General features: G+C 71.3%; 23 protein-coding genes. 13 read left to right on the plus strand and 10 right to left on the minus strand.

Features of this window, described 5'->3' with window-relative positions; all coding sequences use genetic code 11:
* Window position 1: 1 nt before the first annotated feature.
* Both G3I19_RS00985 and G3I19_RS00990 read left to right on the plus strand, forming a co-directional pair.
* A complete protein-coding gene (locus G3I19_RS00985; RefSeq protein WP_164258387.1) occupies window positions 2-1,465 on the plus strand; it encodes an aldehyde dehydrogenase family protein in 1,464 nt (487 codons plus the stop codon).
* On the plus strand, window positions 1,465-2,361 hold the full coding sequence (locus G3I19_RS00990) for an aldehyde dehydrogenase family protein (protein WP_164258389.1): 897 nt from the start codon (window positions 1,465-1,467) through the stop codon (window positions 2,359-2,361). The genes G3I19_RS00985 and G3I19_RS00990 overlap by 1 nt, the downstream gene beginning before the upstream one ends.
* 169 nt (window positions 2,362-2,530) lie before the next feature.
* On the opposite strand, the gene G3I19_RS00995 is transcribed toward G3I19_RS00990, so the two are convergent.
* Complete coding sequence (locus G3I19_RS00995) at window positions 2,531-2,911, minus strand: hypothetical protein (RefSeq protein WP_164258391.1); 381 nt, start codon at window positions 2,909-2,911, stop codon at window positions 2,531-2,533.
* Window positions 2,912-3,048: 137 nt separating this feature from the next.
* Between G3I19_RS00995 and G3I19_RS01000 the strand changes: the two genes are divergently transcribed.
* Together G3I19_RS01000 and G3I19_RS01005 are read left to right on the plus strand one after the other, a co-directional pair.
* Window positions 3,049-3,705 carry a uridine kinase gene (locus G3I19_RS01000; RefSeq protein WP_164258393.1) on the plus strand — a complete coding sequence of 219 codons (657 nt, stop codon included), beginning with the start codon at window positions 3,049-3,051 and terminating at the stop codon, window positions 3,703-3,705.
* Between the two features lie 165 nt (window positions 3,706-3,870).
* Entirely contained in the window at window positions 3,871-4,377 is a 507-nt protein-coding gene (locus G3I19_RS01005) for a GNAT family N-acetyltransferase (RefSeq protein ID WP_239073880.1), read from the plus strand.
* 54 nt (window positions 4,378-4,431) lie between these two features.
* Here the strand turns inward: G3I19_RS01005 and G3I19_RS01010 are convergent, their stop codons facing one another.
* The 4 genes from G3I19_RS01010 to G3I19_RS01025 form a co-directional block, all read right to left on the minus strand.
* Entirely contained in the window at window positions 4,432-4,617 is a 186-nt protein-coding gene (locus tag G3I19_RS01010; protein WP_164258397.1) for a hypothetical protein, read from the minus strand.
* A 163-nt stretch (window positions 4,618-4,780) separates the two neighbouring features.
* Window positions 4,781-5,773, minus strand: a complete 993-nt coding sequence (locus G3I19_RS01015) for a zinc-binding dehydrogenase (RefSeq protein ID WP_164258399.1) — start codon at window positions 5,771-5,773, stop codon at window positions 4,781-4,783.
* A gap of 154 nt (window positions 5,774-5,927) precedes the next feature.
* On the minus strand, window positions 5,928-6,902 hold the full coding sequence (locus G3I19_RS01020; protein WP_239073881.1) for an SAM-dependent methyltransferase: 975 nt from the start codon (window positions 6,900-6,902) through the stop codon (window positions 5,928-5,930).
* 59 nt (window positions 6,903-6,961) lie between these two features.
* Complete coding sequence (locus G3I19_RS01025) at window positions 6,962-7,582, minus strand: ATP-binding protein (RefSeq protein WP_164258402.1); 621 nt, start codon at window positions 7,580-7,582, stop codon at window positions 6,962-6,964.
* Between the two features lie 191 nt (window positions 7,583-7,773).
* On the opposite strand from G3I19_RS01025, the gene G3I19_RS01030 reads away from it, so the two are divergent.
* Together G3I19_RS01030 and G3I19_RS01035 are read left to right on the plus strand one after the other, a co-directional pair.
* Entirely contained in the window at window positions 7,774-8,010 is a 237-nt protein-coding gene (locus G3I19_RS01030) for a DUF397 domain-containing protein (RefSeq protein ID WP_164258404.1), read from the plus strand.
* A gap of 102 nt (window positions 8,011-8,112) precedes the next feature.
* Window positions 8,113-9,024: a DUF5753 domain-containing protein gene (locus G3I19_RS01035; RefSeq protein WP_164258406.1), complete on the plus strand. Its 912-nt coding sequence runs from the start codon at window positions 8,113-8,115 to the stop codon at window positions 9,022-9,024.
* A gap of 231 nt (window positions 9,025-9,255) precedes the next feature.
* On the opposite strand, the gene G3I19_RS01040 is transcribed toward G3I19_RS01035, so the two are convergent.
* Window positions 9,256-10,014, minus strand: a complete 759-nt coding sequence (locus tag G3I19_RS01040) for a SigE family RNA polymerase sigma factor (RefSeq protein ID WP_164258408.1) — start codon at window positions 10,012-10,014, stop codon at window positions 9,256-9,258.
* A 306-nt stretch (window positions 10,015-10,320) separates the two neighbouring features.
* Here G3I19_RS01040 and afsQ1 point away from each other — a divergent pair, with 306 nt between their 5' ends.
* The 5 genes from afsQ1 (at window position 10,321) to G3I19_RS01065 (ending at window position 14,185) form a co-directional block, all read left to right on the plus strand.
* Window positions 10,321-10,998 carry a two-component system response regulator AfsQ1 gene (gene afsQ1 / locus G3I19_RS01045; RefSeq protein ID WP_343234946.1) on the plus strand — a complete coding sequence of 226 codons (678 nt, stop codon included), beginning with the start codon at window positions 10,321-10,323 and terminating at the stop codon, window positions 10,996-10,998.
* The gene (locus tag G3I19_RS01050) at window positions 10,995-12,503 is read left to right on the plus strand and encodes a HAMP domain-containing sensor histidine kinase (protein ID WP_164258411.1); all 1,509 of its coding nucleotides are present in this window, start codon (window positions 10,995-10,997) and stop codon (window positions 12,501-12,503) included. Before afsQ1 ends, G3I19_RS01050 begins: the two co-directional genes overlap by 4 nt.
* Entirely contained in the window at window positions 12,500-13,111 is a 612-nt protein-coding gene (locus G3I19_RS01055; protein ID WP_164258413.1) for a hypothetical protein, read from the plus strand. The genes G3I19_RS01050 and G3I19_RS01055 overlap by 4 nt, the downstream gene beginning before the upstream one ends.
* A 233-nt stretch (window positions 13,112-13,344) precedes the next feature.
* Window positions 13,345-13,893 (plus strand): VanZ family protein, encoded by a 549-nt coding sequence (locus G3I19_RS01060; RefSeq protein WP_164258415.1) that lies wholly within the window; start codon window positions 13,345-13,347, stop codon window positions 13,891-13,893.
* Window positions 13,894-13,984: 91 nt separating this feature from the next.
* Window positions 13,985-14,185: a PspC domain-containing protein gene (locus G3I19_RS01065; protein ID WP_164258416.1), complete on the plus strand. Its 201-nt coding sequence runs from the start codon at window positions 13,985-13,987 to the stop codon at window positions 14,183-14,185.
* Between the two features lie 195 nt (window positions 14,186-14,380).
* Here G3I19_RS01065 and G3I19_RS01070 read toward each other — a convergent pair whose 3' ends face one another.
* Window positions 14,381-14,710 (minus strand): ATP-binding protein, encoded by a 330-nt coding sequence (locus G3I19_RS01070; RefSeq protein ID WP_164258418.1) that lies wholly within the window; start codon window positions 14,708-14,710, stop codon window positions 14,381-14,383.
* A gap of 137 nt (window positions 14,711-14,847) precedes the next feature.
* Window positions 14,848-16,002, minus strand: coding sequence for an adenosine deaminase (locus G3I19_RS01075; RefSeq protein WP_164258420.1), 1,155 nt, complete (start codon window positions 16,000-16,002; stop codon window positions 14,848-14,850).
* A gap of 103 nt (window positions 16,003-16,105) precedes the next feature.
* Here G3I19_RS01075 and G3I19_RS01080 point away from each other — a divergent pair, with 103 nt between their 5' ends.
* On the plus strand, window positions 16,106-16,867 hold the full coding sequence (locus G3I19_RS01080; protein ID WP_164258422.1) for an alpha/beta hydrolase: 762 nt from the start codon (window positions 16,106-16,108) through the stop codon (window positions 16,865-16,867).
* Here G3I19_RS01080 and G3I19_RS01085 read toward each other — a convergent pair.
* Window positions 16,864-17,907 (minus strand): LysR family transcriptional regulator, encoded by a 1,044-nt coding sequence (locus G3I19_RS01085; protein ID WP_164258424.1) that lies wholly within the window; start codon window positions 17,905-17,907, stop codon window positions 16,864-16,866. The two genes, G3I19_RS01080 and G3I19_RS01085, sit on opposite strands and share 4 nt — an antisense overlap.
* Window positions 17,908-18,002: 95 nt before the next feature.
* Between G3I19_RS01085 and G3I19_RS01090 the strand changes: the two genes are divergently transcribed.
* Window positions 18,003-19,160: a nuclear transport factor 2 family protein gene (locus G3I19_RS01090; RefSeq protein ID WP_164258425.1), complete on the plus strand. Its 1,158-nt coding sequence runs from the start codon at window positions 18,003-18,005 to the stop codon at window positions 19,158-19,160.
* Between the two features lie 64 nt (window positions 19,161-19,224).
* Here G3I19_RS01090 and G3I19_RS01095 read toward each other — a convergent pair whose 3' ends face one another.
* Window positions 19,225-20,178 (minus strand): LysR family transcriptional regulator, encoded by a 954-nt coding sequence (locus tag G3I19_RS01095; RefSeq protein WP_164258427.1) that lies wholly within the window; start codon window positions 20,176-20,178, stop codon window positions 19,225-19,227.
* Window positions 20,179-20,239 lie beyond the last annotated feature (61 nt).

The following is a 20,239-nucleotide window of genomic DNA, read 5'->3' on the forward strand; positions in this document are numbered from 1 at the left end:
CATGGCTCTCTCATCCGCATTCGAGTACGCACCGGCCCCCGAGTCGCGTTCCGTCGTCGACATCGCCCCCTCGTACGGGCTCTTCATCGACGGCGAGTTCACCGAGGCGGCGGACGGCAAGGTCTTCAAGACCGTCAGCCCCTCCACCGAGGAGGTCCTGTCGGAGGTCGCCCGCGCGGGCACCGCCGATGTGGACCGCGCCGTCCAGGCGGCCCGCAAGGCGTTCACCAAGTGGGCGGCACTGCCCGGCTCCGAGCGCGCCAAGTACCTCTTCCGTATCGCCAGGATCATCCAGGAGCGCTCGCGCGAGCTGGCCGTCCTGGAGACCCTGGACAACGGCAAGCCGATCAAGGAGACCCGCGACGCGGACCTCCCGCTGGTCGCCGCGCACTTCTTCTACTACGCGGGCTGGGCCGACAAGCTGGACCACGCCGGGTTCGGAGCGAATCCCCGGCCGCTGGGCGTCGCGGGCCAGGTCATCCCGTGGAACTTCCCGCTTCTGATGCTCGCCTGGAAGATCGCCCCGGCCCTCGCCACCGGCAACACCGTGGTGCTCAAGCCGGCCGAGACGACCCCGCTGAGCGCGCTGTTCTTCGCCGACATCTGCCGCCAGGCCGGCCTGCCGAAGGGCGTCGTCAACATCCTTCCCGGCTACGGGGACGCGGGCGCCGCACTGGTGGAGCACCCGGACGTGGACAAGGTCGCCTTCACCGGCTCGACCGCCGTCGGCAAGGCCATCGCCCGCTCCGTCGCGGGGACCGACAAGAAGGTCACCCTGGAGCTGGGCGGCAAGGGCGCGAACATCGTCTTCGACGACGCGCCCGTCGACCAGGCCGTCGAGGGCATCGTCACCGGCATCTTCTTCAACCAGGGCCAGGTCTGCTGCGCGGGCTCACGGCTGCTCGTCCAGGAGTCGGTGCAGGAGGAGGTGCTCGACGCGCTCAAGCGGCGGCTGTCCACGCTGCGCCTGGGTGACCCGCTCGACAAGAACACCGACATCGGCGCGATCAACTCCGCCGAGCAGCTGGCCCGTATCCAGAAGCTCGTGGAGACGGGCGAGGCGGAGGGCGCCGAGCGCTGGTCGCCCGCGTGCGAACTCCCCACGTCCGGCTACTGGTTCGCGCCGACGCTCTTCACGGGCGTCACCCAGGCGCACACCGTCGCGCGCGACGAGATCTTCGGCCCGGTGCTCTCGGTGCTGTCGTTCCGTACGCCCGACGAGGCCGTCGCCAAGGCCAACAACACGCAGTACGGCCTGTCGGCCGGCATCTGGACGGAGAAGGGCTCGCGCATCCTCGCGGTCGCGAACAAGCTCCGGGCCGGTGTGGTGTGGGCCAACACGTTCAACAAGTTCGACCCGACCTCGCCCTTCGGCGGCTACAAGGAATCGGGCTACGGCCGCGAGGGCGGCCGGCACGGCCTGGAGGCGTACCTCGCCCCGTCGAGCCCGGAGGGCAAGCGCTGATGAGCACCGAGCAGCAGAACCGGCTGAGCGTCTTCAAGACCTACAAGCTGTACGTCGGGGGCAAGTTCCCCCGCTCCGAAAGCGGGCGCGTGTACGAGGTGACCGACTCCAAGGGCAACTGGCTGGCCAACGCCCCGCAGTCCTCCCGCAAGGACGCGCGGGACGCGGTCGTCGCCGCGCGCAAGGCGTTCGGCGGCTGGTCCGGCGCGACCGCGTACAACAGGGGCCAGGTCCTCTACCGGGTGGCCGAGATGCTGGAGGGCCGCCGGGACCAGTTCGTACGCGAAGTGGCGGACGCCGACGGGATCTCCAGGCAGAAGGCCGGCGCGGTGGTGGACGCGGCGGTCGACCGCTGGGTCTGGTACGCGGGCTGGACCGACAAGATCGGCCAGATCGTGGGCGGCGGGAACCCGGTGGCGGGCCCGTTCTTCAATCTCTCGACCCCGGAGCCGACCGGTGTGGTGGCGGTCCTCGCCCCGCAGGACTCGTCGTTCCTCGGTCTCGTGTCGGTCGTCGCGCCGGTCATCGCGACCGGCAACACGGCGGTCGTCATCGCCTCCGAGAAGTCCCCGCTGCCCGCGCTCTCGCTCGGCGAGGTGCTGGCGACGTCGGACCTGCCGGGCGGCGTGGTCAATGTGCTGTCGGGGAGGACGGCGGAGATCGTCGCGCCGCTCGCCGCGCACCAGGACGTCAACGCCATCGACCTTGCCGGCGCGGACACCGGTCTGGCACGCGAACTGGAGATCGCGGCGGCGGACAACCTCAAGCGGGTGCTGCGTCCACAGGCTGTGGACTTCTCGGCCACGCCGGGCACGGAGCGGCTCACGGCGTTCCTGGAGACGAAGACGGTCTGGCACCCGACGGGCGCCCTGGGCGTGTCGGGCTCGTCGTACTGAGCCGGAACTGAGCCGGTACTGAGCCGGTACACCACCCCGGCCGTCACCGCACCCGCGGTCACCGCACCTGCCGTCACCCCACCCGCGGTCACCGCACCTGCCGTACGGAGGCCCCCGGCCGCCGCTGAACTCCGTGTCCAGCGGCGGCCGGGGGCCTCTGCGGTCCCGTTCAGCTGCCGGGCAGCAGGTCCTTCAGCGCGCCGCCGCTGGTCAGCGGGGAGGTGAGCAGGGCTGTCGAGACGGGCTTGAAGTCGGCGACCTGGGTGCCGACGGCGTTGTCGAGCGGGTCGACACCGGTCTTGGCCAGCGGGTCGAGCTGGAGGTCGGCCACCGGTGCGGTGGCGTAACCGACCGCACCGGTCAGGACCCGGACCGGCGAAGGACCGAGGTGCCCGAGAGCCGCGGCGGGGCCGCTCGAACCGGTGGCCGCGGGCGTGGCGGCCTGTGCGGCCGCGCCGCCCATACCGAGCGCCGCACCGGCCACGGAGACGGTGAGGCCGATACGGAGCAGGGAGTTCCGCCGGGGCTTGGGGGCTGCATGTGATGCCATGGGATGGAGGTTCCTGACTCGCAGAGTAAGCGGATAGGCACGAAGCGTAGTTGCTGGGCGGCGTCCGTTCCAAAGGACCGCGACAACCTCACTCCTGGGAGTAGCCCGGGGCTCCGAATGCGGGAGAATGTTCTCCCGTGAGTTCCTCCCAGCCCATACCGACCCGCGTCGTCCTGCTCGCGGGCCCCTCCGGATCCGGCAAGTCGTCCCTCGCGGAGCGCTCGGGCCTGCCCGTGCTGCGCCTGGACGACTTCTACAAGGAGGGCGACGACCCGACGCTGCCGCAGGTCCCCGGCAGCGCGGACATCGACTGGGACTCACCGCTGTCGTGGGACGCGGACGCGGCGGTCACCGCGATCCAGGAACTGTGCGGGGCGGGCCGTACGACGGTGCCCCTGTACGACCTCGCCGCCAGCGCCCGCGTCGACCGCGAGACGCTGGACATCGGCCCGGCGGCCCTGTTCATCGCGGAGGGCATCTTCGCCGCGGACATCGTGGGACGGTGCGCCGAGCTGGGCGTACTGGCCGACGCGCTCTGCCTGCGCGGCCGCCCGTCCACGACGTTCCGGCGGCGGCTGCTGCGGGATCTGCGCGAGGGCCGGAAGTCGGTGCCGTTCCTGCTGCGCCGGGGCTGGCGCCTGATGCGCGCCGAACGGGGCATCGTGGCCCGGCAGTCGGGCCTCGGCGCACACCCGTGCGACGGCCCGGAGGCACTGGCCCGCCTGGCAGCGGCCGACGGGCGGTCCGAAGCCCCGGGGCGGGTCAGGCCGGTCAGGTCGGTACGGCCGGTCTGAGCTTGGCCGTTGACGCTTGCTCCCCGACCTCTGACGGCGCCGGACCTCAGTGACGTATGACATCGACAGACAGGCTCTGGTCCACTTGTTGTGGCGTGCCCAACGCTGAGTGATGTCGCGACGACTGCCTGAGCCTGGCAGGCGGCGAGACCTATGCTCGGACGCATGATCGATACTGAGCGGCTACTCCTGCGACCGCTGCATGTCGCTGACGTCGACGTTTTCGTCGAGCTCCATGCCGACCCGCAGGTCAACCGCTTCGTCGGGTCCTACTCGCGTCAACAAGCACTGGAACGCCTCACTTCGATCGAGCGGCAGTGGGCTGATCGAGGCCACGGCCTGTGCGCGATCGAACTGAAGTCGAGCGGGGAATTCATCGGCCGAAGCGGTCTGCAGTACTGGGAACAGTTCGACGAGGTGGAACTGGGGTGGACCCTTCGAGCAGACCACTGGGGGCACGGCTATGCGACCGAGGCCGCTCAAGCATGTCTGGACTGGGGGTTTGCCACCCTCGACGACGACTACTTCACGGCTCTCATGCGGCCGGGCAACGAGGCATCCGTGAGGGTTGCCGAGCGCCTGGGGTTCTCGCTGCGTCGGGAGGACCACCTACAGGGCCGCCCAGTCACGGTTTATGCCGTGGACCGTCCGACCCACCTCCCCGCTCGTTGATGTTCCGCATGAGTTCCAGGGCGAACTCAACCGCCACCACGCGAAGATCAACAGTCACCCTGCGTACGCGACCACACGAAGTGGACCAGAACCGGCAGGCAGCTTCACCGCGAGCCGCCAGCCGCCAGCCGCCAGCCGGGCCTGGAACAGCGAATCCGGCCGAGCGGTCACCTTCGGGCTCTCATCCGCGACGGCCGTCACCGCGAATGCCACACCGGCACCCAGCAGGAACGTCGCCACGCCTGTCGCCCCTGTCTCTTGCCCCTCACGGCCACGCCCTCCGCGCTGCGCCACCGGCCCTACCGCGCCACGGGACCATCAACCTGCCTACATCAGACCAGAGTTGGTGTGAGCCACAGCGCGTTCAGACCACGCGGGCGGCGCGCGTCGCGAACACCGGCTGTCAAGCCGCGACCTCAAGCACCAGCTTGCCCGTGGTCGTGCCGGACTCGATGCGGCGGTGCGCATCGGCGGCCTGATCGAGCGGCAGCGTCTCGACCTGCACCCGCAGCTCCCCGGCCGCCGCCGCGGCCACCGCGCGGCGCAGCGCCTTGCCTGTCTCCTCCGGGAAGGCGGCGGAGAAGGCGGCCAGGTTGAAGCCCGAGACGGTCTTGTTGGTGAACCACAGTTCGTTGGCCGGGATGCCGATGTCCTCGGCGCCTGAGGCGTTGCCCATCACCACCAGGCGCCCCATCGGGGAGAGCAGGTCGAGGGAGGCGCGGCGGGTGGGACCGCCGACCATGTCGACCACGACGTCGAACTCACCCGCGTCGGCGGCCTCTTCGCGCAGGATCACCTCGTCGTAGCCGAAGCCCTTGGCGATGTCGATCTTGGCTTCGCTGCCGACGGTTCCGACCACCCGCCCCGCACCCAGCAGGTGAGCGGCCTGGCCGAGCTGGCTTCCCACGCCGCCCGCCGCCGCGTGGACCAGAACGCTCTCGCCGGGCTCGATGCGGGCCACCCGGTCGAGCACGAGGAACGCCGCAGTGCTGTTGGACGGCAGCGCCGCGGCGACGCCCAGACCGACGCCGGGCCCGGAACCGAGGCCGTCCAGCGGTGCGACCAGGCTCGCGGAGGTGAGCACCACCTCGGCATAGCCACCGCTGTCGACGATCGTGAGTGCAGCCACCGGCTGCCCGACGCGCAGGCCCTCGACCCCCTCGCCGACGGCCCGGATCCGCCCCGCCACCTCGATACCGGGCACGAAGGGAAGCGGCACGTCGACGACGCCCCGCCGGTAGAGGATCTCGGCGAAGTTGGCGCCCGCGTACGCCACATCGATGGCGACCTGGCCGGGCCCGGGTTCGGGAACCGGCACGGTGGCGACGCGGAGCACCTCGGCTTCGCCGAACTCGGGGATGGTCACTGCCTTCATCTGCGCGCTGTTGCTGTTCATGGCACCGATCCTGCCGCCACGGCGGCCCGTCGAGCAGTGCCTGCTCATCCTGGGCGTGGCACCACCAGGCTGAAGTGCCGCGCCGGCGTCTCGGCGGCCACGCAGCTCGGCGTGGTGCCCGGGTACTCCGTCAGTCCCAGGCCGATCCGGCGTCTCAGCCGCCCTTGACCGCGACGCCCGCCCAGACCGGGGCGGTGAACTCCTCGCCCGACTCGCGCGACTCCGGGGTATCAGCCGCATCGGCCGCATCGGCCGCATCACCCGCATCGCCCGGCCCAGGCGCATCGGCCCCCTCGTCCGCCGCGTCCCCGTCACCCGCCGCGCCTCCGACCGCCACCAGCCGCCCCGGACGCCAGCGGTGCGGTGGCACGATGCCCGGGGCGAGCAGTGTCAGGCCGTCGAAGAAGCGCGCCACCTCGTCCTTGGTGCGGGCCTTGAGCTGCGAGCCCGACGCCTTGAAGTCGGACTCCAGGCCGCCTGCGCCCGCCTGGTCGAGGTCGCGGGCGAGATGGGTGATCACCAGGTGGCTCCCCGGCGGCAGTTCCTCCATCAGCCGCCGCACCACCGCGTACGGGTCGGAGTCCAGCGGCAGCCAGTGCAGCAGCAGACACATGCTCAGTGCCACCGGCCGGCCGAGGTCCAGCGTCTCGTGCAGCACGCCGGAAGCGAGAATGGCCTCCGGGTCGGCCGCGTCGGCGTCCATGTACGCGGTGCGGCCCGAAGGATGGCCGATGTGCAGCGCACGTGAATGGGCCAGCACGATCGGGTCGTTGTCCACGTACACCACCCGGCTGTCCGGGGCCACGCCCTGCGCGACCTCGTGCAGATTGGGCGATGTCGGTATCCCGGTGCCGATGTCGAGGAACTGCCGGACGCCGGCCTCCGCCGCCAGATACCGCGTCGCCCGGTGGATGAACGACCGGTTGGCCAGCGCTGCCGAGCGGGCCGACGGCAGGTTCACGAGGACCTGTTCGGCCATGGCGCGGTCCGCCGCGTAGTTGGTCTTCCCACCCAGCAGTACGTCGTAGACCCGCGCGGCGTGCGGCCGGTCGGTCCTCAGGTCGAGCGGGGCCCGCGCATCCGCCTGCGCCGGCCGCTCCGGCATACCGCCCATCAGGTCCCGGCCCATCAGATCCCGCTTCCGTGCTGTGCAGCCGGGCTGCCCCTGAGGCCGGCTCCCGCCCGACCCTAGACGGTTCGCGGCACGGCGGCCGAGCCGACGGCGGATACCGGCCATGGGTCGGCCACCGCCCCTGCGACGGACCGTGAACTGTCCGGGACACCCGGTGCGGCCGGGCACGAGACCGCGGCCCAGACGGCCTTCCCGTCGCCGTCGGGCGTCGTCCAGCCCCAGGTCTCACTGAGGCAGTCGATGATGTGCAGGCCGCGGCCCGACTGGGCGAGGAAGTCCGGTTCCTTGATCCGCGGGACCGCCGTGCTGGGGTCGCAGACCGCGAACAGTACGGTCCCGCGCCGCCGCAGCATCCCGAGCCAGACCGCCTGCCCGGGTCCCGACCAGGCCGGCAGGGCCCCGATGCCGTACCGCAGGGCGTTGCTGAGGAGTTCGGAGACGATCAGCGCCGCGTTGTCGACGAGTGGGCTCAACGACCAGTCGTGGAGCAGCGATCCGGTGAACCGGCGCCCCTCACCGACCGCCTGACCGCCGGCCGGCAGCGCGCAGGCCGTGAAGCCGACGGAAGCGGCATCCGTCTCCTCGTGCCGGAAGGCGTCGCGCAACGCACGGCCGAGCAGTCGGTGGACAGTCGGCCCAGGTAAGGCACCTGTTGGTCCGGTCGAGCGGGATGTCATCGCGATCTCCGAGGAGCAGCCAGACGTCACGAGCGGGTGATCGGCGACCACTATCCCCCTCCGAGGGATGGTGTCGCAACTGCATCTGCAATTACAGTTCCGGCTGACGCAATTGCTCCGGCAAGTGCAGCTGCAATTGCATATGCATGATGCCTGGTCAGACATGCGCACCACGACGAGGAGCGGTCAAGATGGGACAGATCGAGAACGGAACACGGTCCGACCTGATCAAAAATGCAAACTGGACGAAGAGTCGACACAGCGCCCCCGGGGGCAACTGCGTAGAGGTCGCCGCACTCCCCGACGGCAGCATCGCGCTGCGCAACTCCCGCCATCCGCAGGGCCCCGCGCTGGTCTACACGCGTGCGGAGATCGCCGCGTTCCTCGCCGGGGCCAAGGACGGCGAGTTCGACGCACTGTCCACCTGAGGCCCTCGGTGGCGGCAGGAACCATCCTGCTGTACGCGACCCGGGGTCGGATGGAACACTGGGAACTCTTCGTGTCCGTCCAGTCGCCTTACGGGAGTTGGCATGACCGCCATACAGCGGCCGAGCAGTGAACAGCTTTCGATAAGGCGGTACCTGGGCACCGAGCACATCGGGCCGACGGCCCTGCGCATCCTGCTGGGGGCGCGGCTGCGCCGCCTCAGGCAGGACCGCGATGTCTCACGCGTGGACGCGGGCAGGGCGATCCGGGCCTCCGACGCCAAGATCACCCGGCTCGAACGCGGCCAGGTCGGATTCAAACAGCGCGATGTCATCGACCTGCTGACCCTCTACCGCGTACTGGACGAGGACTCCCGGGCCGACTACCTGGAGATGACCCGGCAGGCCAATCTGCCGGGATGGTGGCACCGGTACAACGACGTCCTGGAGAGCTGGTTCGAGCTGCACGTCGGCCTGGAAGAGGCCGCGTCGCTCATCCGCACGTACGAGGTCCAGTTCCTCCCCGGGCTGCTCCAGACACCCGATTACGCCCGGGTCGTCACCCGCCTCGGATACCCGAGCGCCCCCGATTCCAGGGTGAACCGCCTGGTCGACCTCCGCATGGAGCGCCAGAAGCTGCTCACCCGCCCGGAGGCGCCCACCCTGTGGGCGGTCGTGGACGAGGCCGTCCTGCGCCGCCCCTTCGGCGGGGCCGATGTGATGCGCGGGCAGCTCGAATACCTCCTCGAAGCAGCCGAACTGCCCAATGTCACGCTGCAGATCGCCCCGTTCAGCGTGGGCGCGATGGCCGCGGCCGGCACGCCCATCACGATCCTGCGGTTCAACGAGCCCGACCTGCCGGACAAGGTCTATCTGGAGCAGCTGACCGGCGCGGTCTACCTGGACAAGCAGGAGGAGATCGACCAGTACTCGCTGATCATGGACCGCCTGGTCACCGAGGCTGACCCGCCGCAGGACGCCCGCGTCTTCATCAAGAAGCTCCTCGACCAGATCTAGGGCCTGTCGTCACACCGCCGCGAGCGCAGGCGCAGGCAAAGGCGCAGGCACAGCCGTCGGCACAGGAAGAAGCGTCGGCACAGGAAGAGGGCCGGACAGGCCCCCCCGGCCTGTCCGGCCCTCTTCCGTCTCCCCCGTGCTCTCCCCCTTGTTCCCCCTGTTCCCCCGTGCCCCCACCCCCGTGGGCACCCCGCCGTCTCCCCCGAAACGGCGGCCCCTCCCCCCGGTCCCTCAGGCGACAAGCTCGCCGAAGGACTCCTGCTCGTCACGGCCGAAGCTGAGGACGTCGTCCTCGCGCAGCCGGCGCAGGGAGCGCCAGATGCTGGACTTCACCGTGCCGACACTGATGTCGAGGATGTCCGCGATCTCCGGATCCGTACGACCCTCGTAGTACCGCAGCACCAGCATCGTGCGCTGCGTCTCGGGCAGCCGGGCCAGCGCCTGCCAGAGCACCGCGCGCAGCTCGGTGCCGCGCATCGCGTCCGTGTCGCCCACCGTCTCCGGGAGCTGCTCGGTCGGGTACTCGCTGAGCTTGCGCCGGCGCCAGGCGCTGATGTGCAGATTGGTCATGGTGCGGCGCAGATACCCGCCGACCGCCGCCTTGTCGCTGATCCGGTCCCAGGCCCGGTACGTCGAGAAGAGCGCGCTCTGCAGCAGGTCCTCGGCCTCGAAACGGTCACCGGTCAGGTGGTAGGCGGTGGCGTACAGGGAGGCGCGGCGCTCCTGTACGTAGGCGGTGAACTCCGCCTCCGACGCGGAGGGCCGTTCCCCCGAGGTCTCCCCGTGCGCCACCGCCTGGCTCGGCACGACCGGCTTCGCGACCGCCGCCGGTGCGTCAACGACCGTCATGTACGACGGGTGCTGACGCCCGGTGCCACGAGAGCACCCCCGCCCTCCCGCGGCACCGGACTTCTCGATGTTGCGTGCGGTCACCACGTCGTGGAGCCGCGTGATTACTGCGCCGGAGTTGTTGCTGTGCAGTGTGTTCATCTCGCGCCCCCCGCCGTGGAGTCGTGCTTCGGTCTGTTGATGAAGAGCTTGCCTGCGCAGTTTCATGGGGTTGTCTGCCGACTGTCACAGGCGCGTCACAAGGGGCGGGGCAGGACGTGACCTGAGTGACAGCAGAGGTCACAGAGGCGGCGCCACGGGGCTCGGCGCGGGGCCGGCAGCGCCCTCCGGGGCGGCCTCCGCTGGTGACTGGCGGGCGGTGACGGTCACCTCCACGCAGAGTCACAAGGTGGCCCGTAACCGCTCCAGAGGTCGAACTCCCCTGTCCCATGGGCCAGAATGACCTCCGTGCCTTTCCTGTTGCTGATCGAGGACGACGACGCCATCCGTACGGCTCTTGAGCTGTCTCTGTCACGCCAGGGGCACCAGGTGGCCACAGCCGCCACCGGCGAGGACGGTCTTCAGCTGCTGCGCGAACAGCGGCCCGATCTGATCGTGCTGGATGTGATGCTGCCCGGAATCGACGGTTTTGAGGTGTGCCGGCGGATCAGACGCACCGACCAGCTGCCGATCATCCTGCTGACCGCGCGCAACGACGACATCGATGTGGTGGTCGGGCTGGAGTCCGGCGCCGACGACTACGTGGTCAAGCCGGTGCAGGGGCGGGTGCTCGACGCCCGTATCCGCGCCGTGCTGCGCCGCGGGGAACGGGAGTCCACCGACTCCGCCGCCTTCGGGAGCCTGGTCATCGACCGTTCGGCGATGACCGTGACGAAGAACGGCGAAGACCTCCAGCTCACCCCGACCGAGCTGCGCCTGCTGCTCGAACTGAGCCGCAGGCCGGGACAGGCGCTCTCCCGCCAGCAGCTGCTGCGGCTGGTCTGGGAGCACGACTACCTCGGTGACTCGCGTCTCGTCGACGCCTGCGTGCAGCGGCTGCGCGCGAAGGTGGAGGACGTGCCGTCCTCGCCGACCCTGATCCGCACGGTCCGCGGTGTCGGCTACCGGCTGGACACGCCTCAGTGACTCGTCCGTCCTTCCACGGGCTGCGCCTCACCAGCCTGCGGCTGCGCCTCGTCGTCGTCTTCGCCCTGGTCGCGCTCACGGCCGCCGTCTCCGCGTCCGGCATCGCGTACTGGCTCAACCGCGAGGCGGTACTGACCCGTACGCAGGACTCCGCGCTCAAGGACTTCCGCCAGGAGATGCAGAACCGGGCGTCCTCGCTGCCGCTGCAGCCCACGCAGAGCGAACTGCAGACGGCTGCGGGGCGGATGGCCGCGTCCAGCAACCCCGGTTACGACGTGCTGCTCGTCGGCGAGCGCGCCAAGGGCAAGCCCGTCATCGGCTACTCCGACCTGGACGCCTTCACGCTCACCGATGTGCCCCGCAGACTCCAGGAGGCGGTGGCCAAGCAGCAGAAGGTCGGCTCGGACGAGCACTCGGCGTACCACCTCTTCTGGCAGCGCGTCACGCTGCACGGGACGCCGTATCTGGTGGGCGGTACGAAGGTCACCGGCGGCGGGCCCACCGGTTACATGCTCACCTCGCTGGACCAGGAGCGGCAGGACCTCAGCTCGCTCGGCTGGTCGCTGGCCATCGCCACCGCGCTGGCGCTGATCGGCTCGGCGCTGCTCGCGCAGGCCGCGGCGACGACGGTGCTGCGGCCCGTGCAGCGGCTCGGGGACGCGGCCCGGCGGCTCGGTGAGGGCAAGCTCGACACCCGGCTCAGGGTCTCGGGCACCGACGAGCTGGCCGAGCTGTCCAGGACGTTCAACAAGACGGCCGCGGCGCTGGAGGAGAAGGTCAGCAACATGAGCGAGCGGGAGGAGGCCAGCCGCCGCTTCGTCGCCGACATGTCGCACGAGCTGCGGACGCCGCTGACCGCGATCACCGCCGTCTCGGAGGTCCTGGAGGAGGAGGCGGACAGCCTCGATCCGATGATCGCGCCCGCGGTCCAGCTGGTGGTGAGCGAGACCCGCAGGCTGAACACGCTGGTGGAGAACTTGATGGAGGTCACCCGCTTCGACGCGGGGACGGCCAGGCTGGTGCTCGACGATGTGGACATCGCCGACCAGATCACCGCCTGCATCGACGCCCGTGCCTGGCTCGACGCGGTGGAGCTGGACGCGGACCGCGGCATCATGGTGCGCCTCGACCCGCGCCGCCTCGACGTGATCCTGGCGAACCTGATCGGCAACGCGCTGAAGCACGGCGGTTCACCGGTCAGGGTCGCCGTGCGGATCGACGGCGGGGATCTGGTCATCGCGGTGCAGGACCACGGCCCCGGCATCCCCGAGGACGTACTCCCGCACGTCTTCGACCGCTTCTACAAGGCGAGCGCGTCCCGGCCCCGCTCCGAGGGCAGCGGGCTGGGCCTCTCCATCGCGATGGAGAACGCGCACATCCACGGCGGCGACATCACCGCGGCGAACGCGGCCGACGGCGGCGCCGTGTTCGAGCTGCGGCTGCCGCGCGACCCGGTGGACCCGGCAGACCCGGACCGGGACGGCCAGGAAGGCGGCGCGTCGTGAGGGCCCGGCGGTCGAGAGCCGCGGTGGTCCTGACGGGCCTGGCCGCGCTGTGCGCCCTGACGGCCGGGTGCGGCATCCGGAACACCTCCGTACCGGTGGACGCAGGCGCGGCGCCGTCGCGGGTGCCGTGCGACCTCCCGGCCGACGACGGCGGTGGCGAAGGGTTCCAGGGCATCCCGGTCCGCGTCTACCTGGTCTGCGGGAGCCGCCTCGTGCCCGTCGACCGTACGGTGCAGATAGCCGAGGGCCGCACGCTGTCGGACGGCGAGCGGGTCGCGGAGAAGCTCCTCGACGAGCTGCGGGAGAAGCCCGGCGCGTCCGAGCGGGAGGCCGGGTTCAGCACCGATGTGCAGGGCTCCCTCTCCGTGAGCGCCGGGCGCAAGAGCGACCCCGCCGGTGCGCTGCGGCTGAGCCGCGACCCGGCGGACCTGCCGGCCAACGCGCTGGCCCAGATCGTCTGTACGTACGCGGAGAGCGCGGCGGCGGAGACGGACGGCTCGGTGGTGCTCGGCGGCCCGGACGGGGACCCGCCGCGTGCGTACTCCTGCACCCAGCAGCTGAAGACCCGCCCGGACGCGGACCCGGAGCTGGGGGACGTACGACGTTAGGCCGTGGTGCGCTTGCCATCGCGCCGGGCCGTGCTGTGCCCGCCTTCGGGCGAGGCCGTGCCGTGCTTGCCCTAGGGCGAGGCCGTGCCGTGCTTGCCTGCTGGCCGTGCTGTGCTGTGCTGTCGCTCCGGGGCCCGGCCCGGGGCGGTCGTGCGGACCCCGTGGGGATTCGGTGACGGCACGGTGACAAAGTCGGCGGAACCGATCCCACCGGTAACCGCGTCTTGGGGGATGTGCGTCAAGGTACGGGCGGTCACTCCGTCATCCGTTTTCGCGTCGTGGGGGTTGTCCTCCTCGCCGCGCATCTCCTGATTGTCGGCTGGCTGACCCTGCGCCCGCTGGACGTGATGTGGGTGACCGCTTCGAACTTCACGCCGTTCGCCGGGATCCGAGCGGATCTGGCTCTGGGCGCCGTGGAGGCCACCCGCCGGATCGGTGAGGCGCTGCTGCTGCTCGCCCCGCTGGGTGTGCTGCTGCCGCTGGCCGGCGGCCGGCCCCGGGTGTCGCCCTGGGCCTCGCTGGCCCGCACGGTCGCGGCGGGCGCGCTGATCTCGCTGGCCATCGAACTGCTGCAGACCGGAGTGCCGGGCCAGGTGGTCGATGTCGACTCGCTGCTGCTGAACACAGTGGGGGTGGCGCTGGCGCACGTGCTCGTGGTGCCTGCCGTGCGGCACCGGCTGCGGCGCAGGGGGGTGGAGCGCGCGGAGCGGGCCGCCGTCCTCCGGGAGGACGTCCCCCAGGGTCCTACCCCGACGATTCCCAGGGTCGGGGTAGCCCCGTAGAGCGATGCTCCGTTCCGCCACGGCGCGTCATGATGGATATACAGGGAGCGCGACAGAGCCGCTCCCGTGACGCCTCGCGAAGGAGCCCCACATGTCCGCACTTGCCCGCCCCCGTGAAGGCCGCGTCCTCGGCGGAGTGTGCGCAGCGCTGGCTCGGCGCTTCGGCACCTCTGCGACCACCATGCGCGTGATCTTCGTCGTCTCCTGTCTGCTGCCCGGTCCGCAGTTCCTGCTGTATCTGGCGCTGTGGATCCTGCTGCCGGGCGAGAAGTCGCCGTCGGCCGCCTGGTAGCCCGGCGGACCGCGGCCGGTGGCCCGGGTCCCCGATCCGACACGGCCCGGTCCTGACCCCGTACACGGCCCGGCCCCCGACCCGTACACGACGGACGGGGCGCACACCCTGGGGATGGGTGTGCGCCCCGTCTTCGCTGTGCGGGGGCAGGCCCGGCCGGTGGCCGATGGCCGGCCGATGGCCGTCAGCCGGTGCTCAGTGGCCGATGCCGCTGACCGCGTTCGTCACGGTCCCGGTCGGCAGCCCGCCGAGCAGGCCCTTGTTGCCCTGGGCGCCGCTGCCGCCCTGCAGCGCACGCTTCGCGCCACCGGTCGCGTGCTGCCCGGACTGCACCGAGTTCCCCTTGCCGGCCGGGATCTTCGACGTCACGCTGTCCAGCGGGAGCGTGCTGGTGACCGAACCCAGCGTGCCCGTCACGTCCGGCGTCACCGGGGCGACGGCCGCGGAGGCGGAACCGGCGGCGGCCGCGGCGAAAGCGGCGCCGAGAACGGCGGCACCGAGGGTCTTGGCAGCAGACTGCTTCATCAGGAAAACGTCCTTGCGGGGGGAGAGGTGATTGAGCGGCTACGCAAGGTAGCCAGCCGGGCCGCTCCCCCGCAAACGCGGCGCGGCGGCCGGAAGCGCCGCTCCCGGCCGCCCGTACGGCGGATCCGTCGGTACGCTCAGCGCGCCCCGGCCGCGGAACCACTGGTCACAGCGGTCTGCCGGAACAGCCACTCGGCCTTGAGTTCCGCGTATCCGGGCTTGATGACGTCGTTGATCATGGCGAGGCGTTCATCGAAAGGAATGAATGAGGATTTCATCGCATTGACTGTGAACCACTGCATGTCGTCGAGCGTGTAGCCGAACGCGTCGACCAGGTGCGCGAATTCACGGCTCATGGTGGTGCCCGACATCAGCCGGTTGTCCGTGTTGACCGTCGTACGGAAGTGCAGTTTCCGCAGCAGGCCGATGGGGTGCCCGGCGTACGAGTCGGCGGCGCCGGTCTGCAGATTCGACGTGGGGCACATCTCCAGCGGGATCCGCTTGTCCCGTACGTACGAGGCGAGACGCCCCAGCTTCACGGTGCCGTCGTCGGCGACCTCGATGTCGTCGATGATCCGCACCCCGTGGCCGAGCCGGTCGGCGCCGCACCACTGGAGCGCCTGCCAGATCGACGGGAGGCCGAACGCCTCACCGGCGTGGATGGTGAAGTGGTTGTTCTCCCGCTTCAGATACTCGAAGGCGTCCAGGTGGCGGGTGGGCGGGAAGCCGGCCTCGGCGCCCGCGATGTCGAAGCCGACGACGCCCAGGTCCCGGTAGCTGTTGGCGAGTTCGGCGATCTCCAGGGCGCGGGCCGCGTGCCGCATCGCCGTGAGCAGGGCGCCGACCCGGATCCGGTCGCCGTTCTCCCTGGCCAGCCGCTCACCCTCGCGGAAACCCTCGTTGACGGCCTCCACGACCTCTTCGAGGGTGAGCCCGCCCTCCAGGTGCTGCTCGGGGGCGTACCGCACCTCGGCGTACACGACGCCGTCCCTGGCCAGGTCCTCGGCACACTCGGCGGCGACACGCACCAGCGCCTCGCGGGTCTGCATGACGGCACAGGTGTGCGCGAAGGTCTCCAGATAGCGCTCCAGCGAACCGGAGTCGGCCGCTTCGCGGAACCAGATGCCGAGCTTGTCGGCGTCCGTCTCGGGAAGGGCCGTGTACCCGTTGGCGTGCGCGAGCTCGACGATCGTGCCGGGGCGCAGGCCCCCGTCGAGGTGATCGTGGAGGAGCACCTTCGGAGCTCGGCCGATCTGATCCGTGGTGGGCGATTGCTTGGTCTGGCTCGTCATCTGCGCACTTTAGCCCCTACGCGCGTAGAACGTGCCCCGTCGATATGTAACAGTGACCGTTCGGAAGGGTGGAGTACACCTCTGCTTCTGAGACTGTTCCGTTATGGCACAGCAAGCACCAGCCCTGCCGGAGGCCAGGCTGGGACCGGCAGTTGGGGCAGGCGGGACACAGTCCGCGGTCAGCGGTGTGGTCCTGCTGCTCCCCGACGGCGACCCGGTCTCCACGCGCCGCTCCTCCCCCCTGCCGTACGCGTCCCTGCGCCCGCCGGCCCGCAGACTGGCCCGCGCGGGCCGCGGCGACGGGCTCGCGGCCCATGTGGTCCGCTACCGCTTCCGCGGCTGGAACGGCACGGACGCGCACCTCGCCGAGGACGCGTCCTGGGCGGTGGACGAGGCGCTGCGGCGGTACGGCGACGTCCCGGTCTGCCTGGCGGGCCACGGCATGGGCGGCCGCGCGGCCCTGCACGCGGCGGGCCACCACGCGGTCACATCGGTGCTGGCCGTCGCTCCGTGGCTGCCGGACGACGATGTGGCCGCCGAGCCCGAACCTGTCAAGCAGCTGGTGGGCCGTCAGGTCCTCCTCGTGCACGGCACCACGGACGCACGCTCCGACCCCGAACTCTCCTACCGGCTGGCGGAGCGCGCCAAGAAGACCAACCGTGACACCTGCCGTTTCGAAGTCCACTCCGACGGCCACTCGTTGCGTCAGCACCGGTCCGAAGTGGTGGCGCTGGCCACGGACTTCGTACGGGGTGCGCTGTTCTCGCACGCGTACGCACGGCCGTTGACCGACGCCTTCGCGGCGCCGCCGCCGCTGGGGCTGCGGATGCCGCTGGCGGCGGGGTTCGGCAGGACGCTCCACTAGAGGCTGTCCGGGCTGAGACCCTCCGGGCTGAGACTGTCCAGGCTGACGCCGCCAGGACCACAGCTGTCCGGACCACAGCCGCCCGGATCACAGCTGTCCGGTCGATCAGGGCGCGGGGAGGCTGGGAGGTCAGGGGCCCGGGGGTCGTCCCGGCCGCCCGGGGCGAAGGCCGTCGCGAGCTGGTCGCGCAGGGGCGCCGCCGAGGGGTGGGGGCCGCGGCGTGGCGTGAGCGTGTAGATACCGCGGGCCGGGGGATCGACAAGGGCCACCGTGGTGACGTCGGCCCGCAGCGCGCACACCAGGACCCCGGGTATCAGCGCGATGGCGTGACCCGTCGCGACCAGGGCCAGCTTGCCGAGCAGATCCGCCGCGGCGAGGTCGATGCGCGGGCTGACCCCGGCGCGGGCGGCCTGCCGGCGCAGCAGCGCCTCCGAACCGTCGTTGTCCTCGACCCAGATCTGGTCGGCCAGCGCCCGCATGTGTACCGGGCCGCGCCCGGCCTGCGGATGACCGACGGGCACGGCGACGACCATCTCGTCCAGCCCGAGGAACCGGCGGTCGACCCGCGGGTCCTGGGGCAGCCCTGGCGGGGCGTCGGTGACGACAGCGATGTCGAGGTCGCCGGCAGTCACGCGGTCGTGCAGCCGCGCGCTCGGACCGGGCAGCAGGCTCCACCGGACGGGCCCGGCCCGCTCCAGCAGGGCGCGGATGGCCTCGGGGACGATTCCCGCCGCGAGCGAGGGTGTCGCGCCGACGGCCAGCGGCCGTCCGGGGGCTCCGTCACGCATGTCCCGCGCGGCGCGGACGGCGCGGTGGGCTTCGCTGAGCACGGACAGGGCGTGGCGGTGGAACACCTCACCGGCCGGTGTGGGGCGCACCCCGCGCGCATGCCGCTCCAGCAGGGCCACGCCCAGCTGCTGCTCGAGCCCGGCGATCTGCCGGGAGACGGCCGACTGCGTGTGGTGGAGCTCGGCGGCCGCCGCGGAGAGCGAGCCGAGCCGGCACACGGTCACGAAGGTCCGCCAGACAGTCAGGTCCATGGCGTCAGTATGGCGAAGGGATATGCGCGCTCCGCAGGGCTGCCCTGCCGTATATGCGCTTGTCGCAGCTGTGGCGGTGCGTGAACCTTGCACTCATGATCACACCGCACACCGTTGCCGTACTCGGCCTGGGACGCATGGGCGACGCGATCGCGACACGACTGGCGACCCAGGGCCACGACGTCGTCGGCTGGACCCGCTCCGGGCACGTCTCAGGCGCTGTCAGGACGGCCGGCGATCCGAACGACGCCGTGGCGAAGGCCGGTCTCGTACTCCTGTCGTTGTTCGACGGACCGGCCTGCCGACAGGTCGTCGAAGCCGTCCGCGGCTCCCTGCGAACGGACACGATCGTGCTGAACACCAGCACCGTCGCCCCCGCCGAAGCCTCGGAGCTGGCCCGGCGTATCGGCCGGTCCTACGTCCACGCGCCGGTGCTCGGCTCTGTGCCGGCGGCCGCCGACGGCGCCCTGCGGATACTCGCCGCAGCCGACCAGGACGCACTCGACCTGGCCCGGCCCGTTCTGCGCACGCTGGGCACCGTGCTGCGCGTCGACGACGCTCCCACCGCCGCTGCGCTCAAACTGATCGCCAACAACAGCCTCTCCGGCGCTGTCCTCGCGCTGCGCGACTCCCTGCGACAGGCCGACGCGCTCGGCCTGCCCCGCGCGCAGGTGCTGGATGTCCTCGAACTCGGCCAGCTCGGCGGGCTCGTGGCGCGCAAACGCGCCTTCCTCACCGGCCGGCCGGCCCCGGTGCCGGCCGAATTCACGGTCGGCGCGCTGGCCAAGGACATGGCTCTGCTGGCCGCCGCGTCGGACACGCCTCTGCGCAGCGCGGCAGGACCGGCCTGCGCTCCTGTCGCCCCTGAGGCCGACATCGCCGTCGCCGCCACGGCCCCCGCGGTGGAAGAGGCCGTGCTCGAACCGCTGCGCGCCTACATCCGCGGGCACGCGACCGGCGCCCCCGCGCACTTCCGTGCCGCGTTTCTTCCCACGGCCCACATCGAGGGACTCCGTGACGGCGTGTTCGTCTCGTGGCGCCTGGACGAGTACTGCGCCCTCTTCGACGGCCGGCCGGGCCCGGACGAACCGGCCCGCTCCCGCCGCATCGACGCCGTCGATGTCCACGGCACCGTCGCCACCGCGACCATGACGCTCTCGCACGGCCCGGACACGTTCACCGACATCTTCCTGCTGGTCCGCGCCGACGACGGCTGGCGTATCGCCAACAAGGCGTACCACCGGCACTCCTGAGCCCCGCACACTGCGCCGAACCCGCCCCCGGCCGGCCGCACCACGCGCGTACGCGTCCGTACCGCTAATCCGGCAGCAGCCGCCCCCGGCGCGCCAGCAGGAACTGTTTGAACGCGGCCACCGGGGCCGTGTCCGGGTGGCCGTCCAGCCACGCGACGCCGATCTCCCGTACCGCCCGCGGCGCGGTCACCGCCAGCTCGACCACCCCCGGTCTGGCCACCGCGGGCGGTGGCAGCAGCGCCACCCCGAGCCCCGCCGCGACCAGCCCGCGCAGCGTCTCCGCCTCCTCGCCCTCGAAGGCGATCCGCGGGGTGAACCCGGCCTGCGCGCACAGGTCGTCGGTGATCCTGCGCAGCCCGAACCCCGGCTCCAGCGTCACGAAGGTCTCGTCGGCGGCCTCGGCGAGCCTGATCCGTCGGCGGCCCGCGAGCCGGTGGTCGTCCGGCACCACCAGCCGCAGCCGCTGCTCGTCCAGCCGCCGGGCGACCAGACCTGGGGCGTCGGGCACCGGTGAGGTCAGACAGAGGTCGAGCTCCCCGGCGCGCAGCCGTTTGATCATCGCCTCGCCGTAGTTCTGGACGAGCTGGAACCGCACCCCCGGGTGGTCGGCCCGGAAGGCGCGGATCAGTCCGGGCACCGTCTCGGACCCCAGGGTGTGCAGGAAGCCGAAGGTGATCCGGCCGGACGCGGGGTCGGCGTCCGCCCGTACGGAGTCCGCGGCCCGGCCGACCTCGGCGAGCGCACGCTCCACGCTCGACAGGAAGGTACGGCCCGCGGGCGTCAGCGAGACGGAGCGGCCGCTGCGGGCGAACAGCGCCACGCCCAGGTCCGCTTCGAGTCCGACGACGGCGCGCGAGAGCGTGGACTGCGGCACCGACAGCTCGTGCGCGGCCCGGGTGACATGTTCGTGGCGCGCGACGGCCTCGAAGTACGCCAGCCGGGGCGCGAGCAGGAGCCGGATGTCTTCTTCGTGACTACTGGATGACAGCCGCGGCTGTGAGCTGTGCTGATGCGCCATGGGAACGATTATGGCCATTTCATGCATTGGACGCATCAGGCTCCCGGACCTACGTTCGGAG

The sequence above is a fragment of the Streptomyces sp. SID10853 genome (assembly GCF_010548145.1).
Classification (GTDB): Bacteria; Actinomycetota; Actinomycetes; order Streptomycetales; family Streptomycetaceae; genus Streptomyces.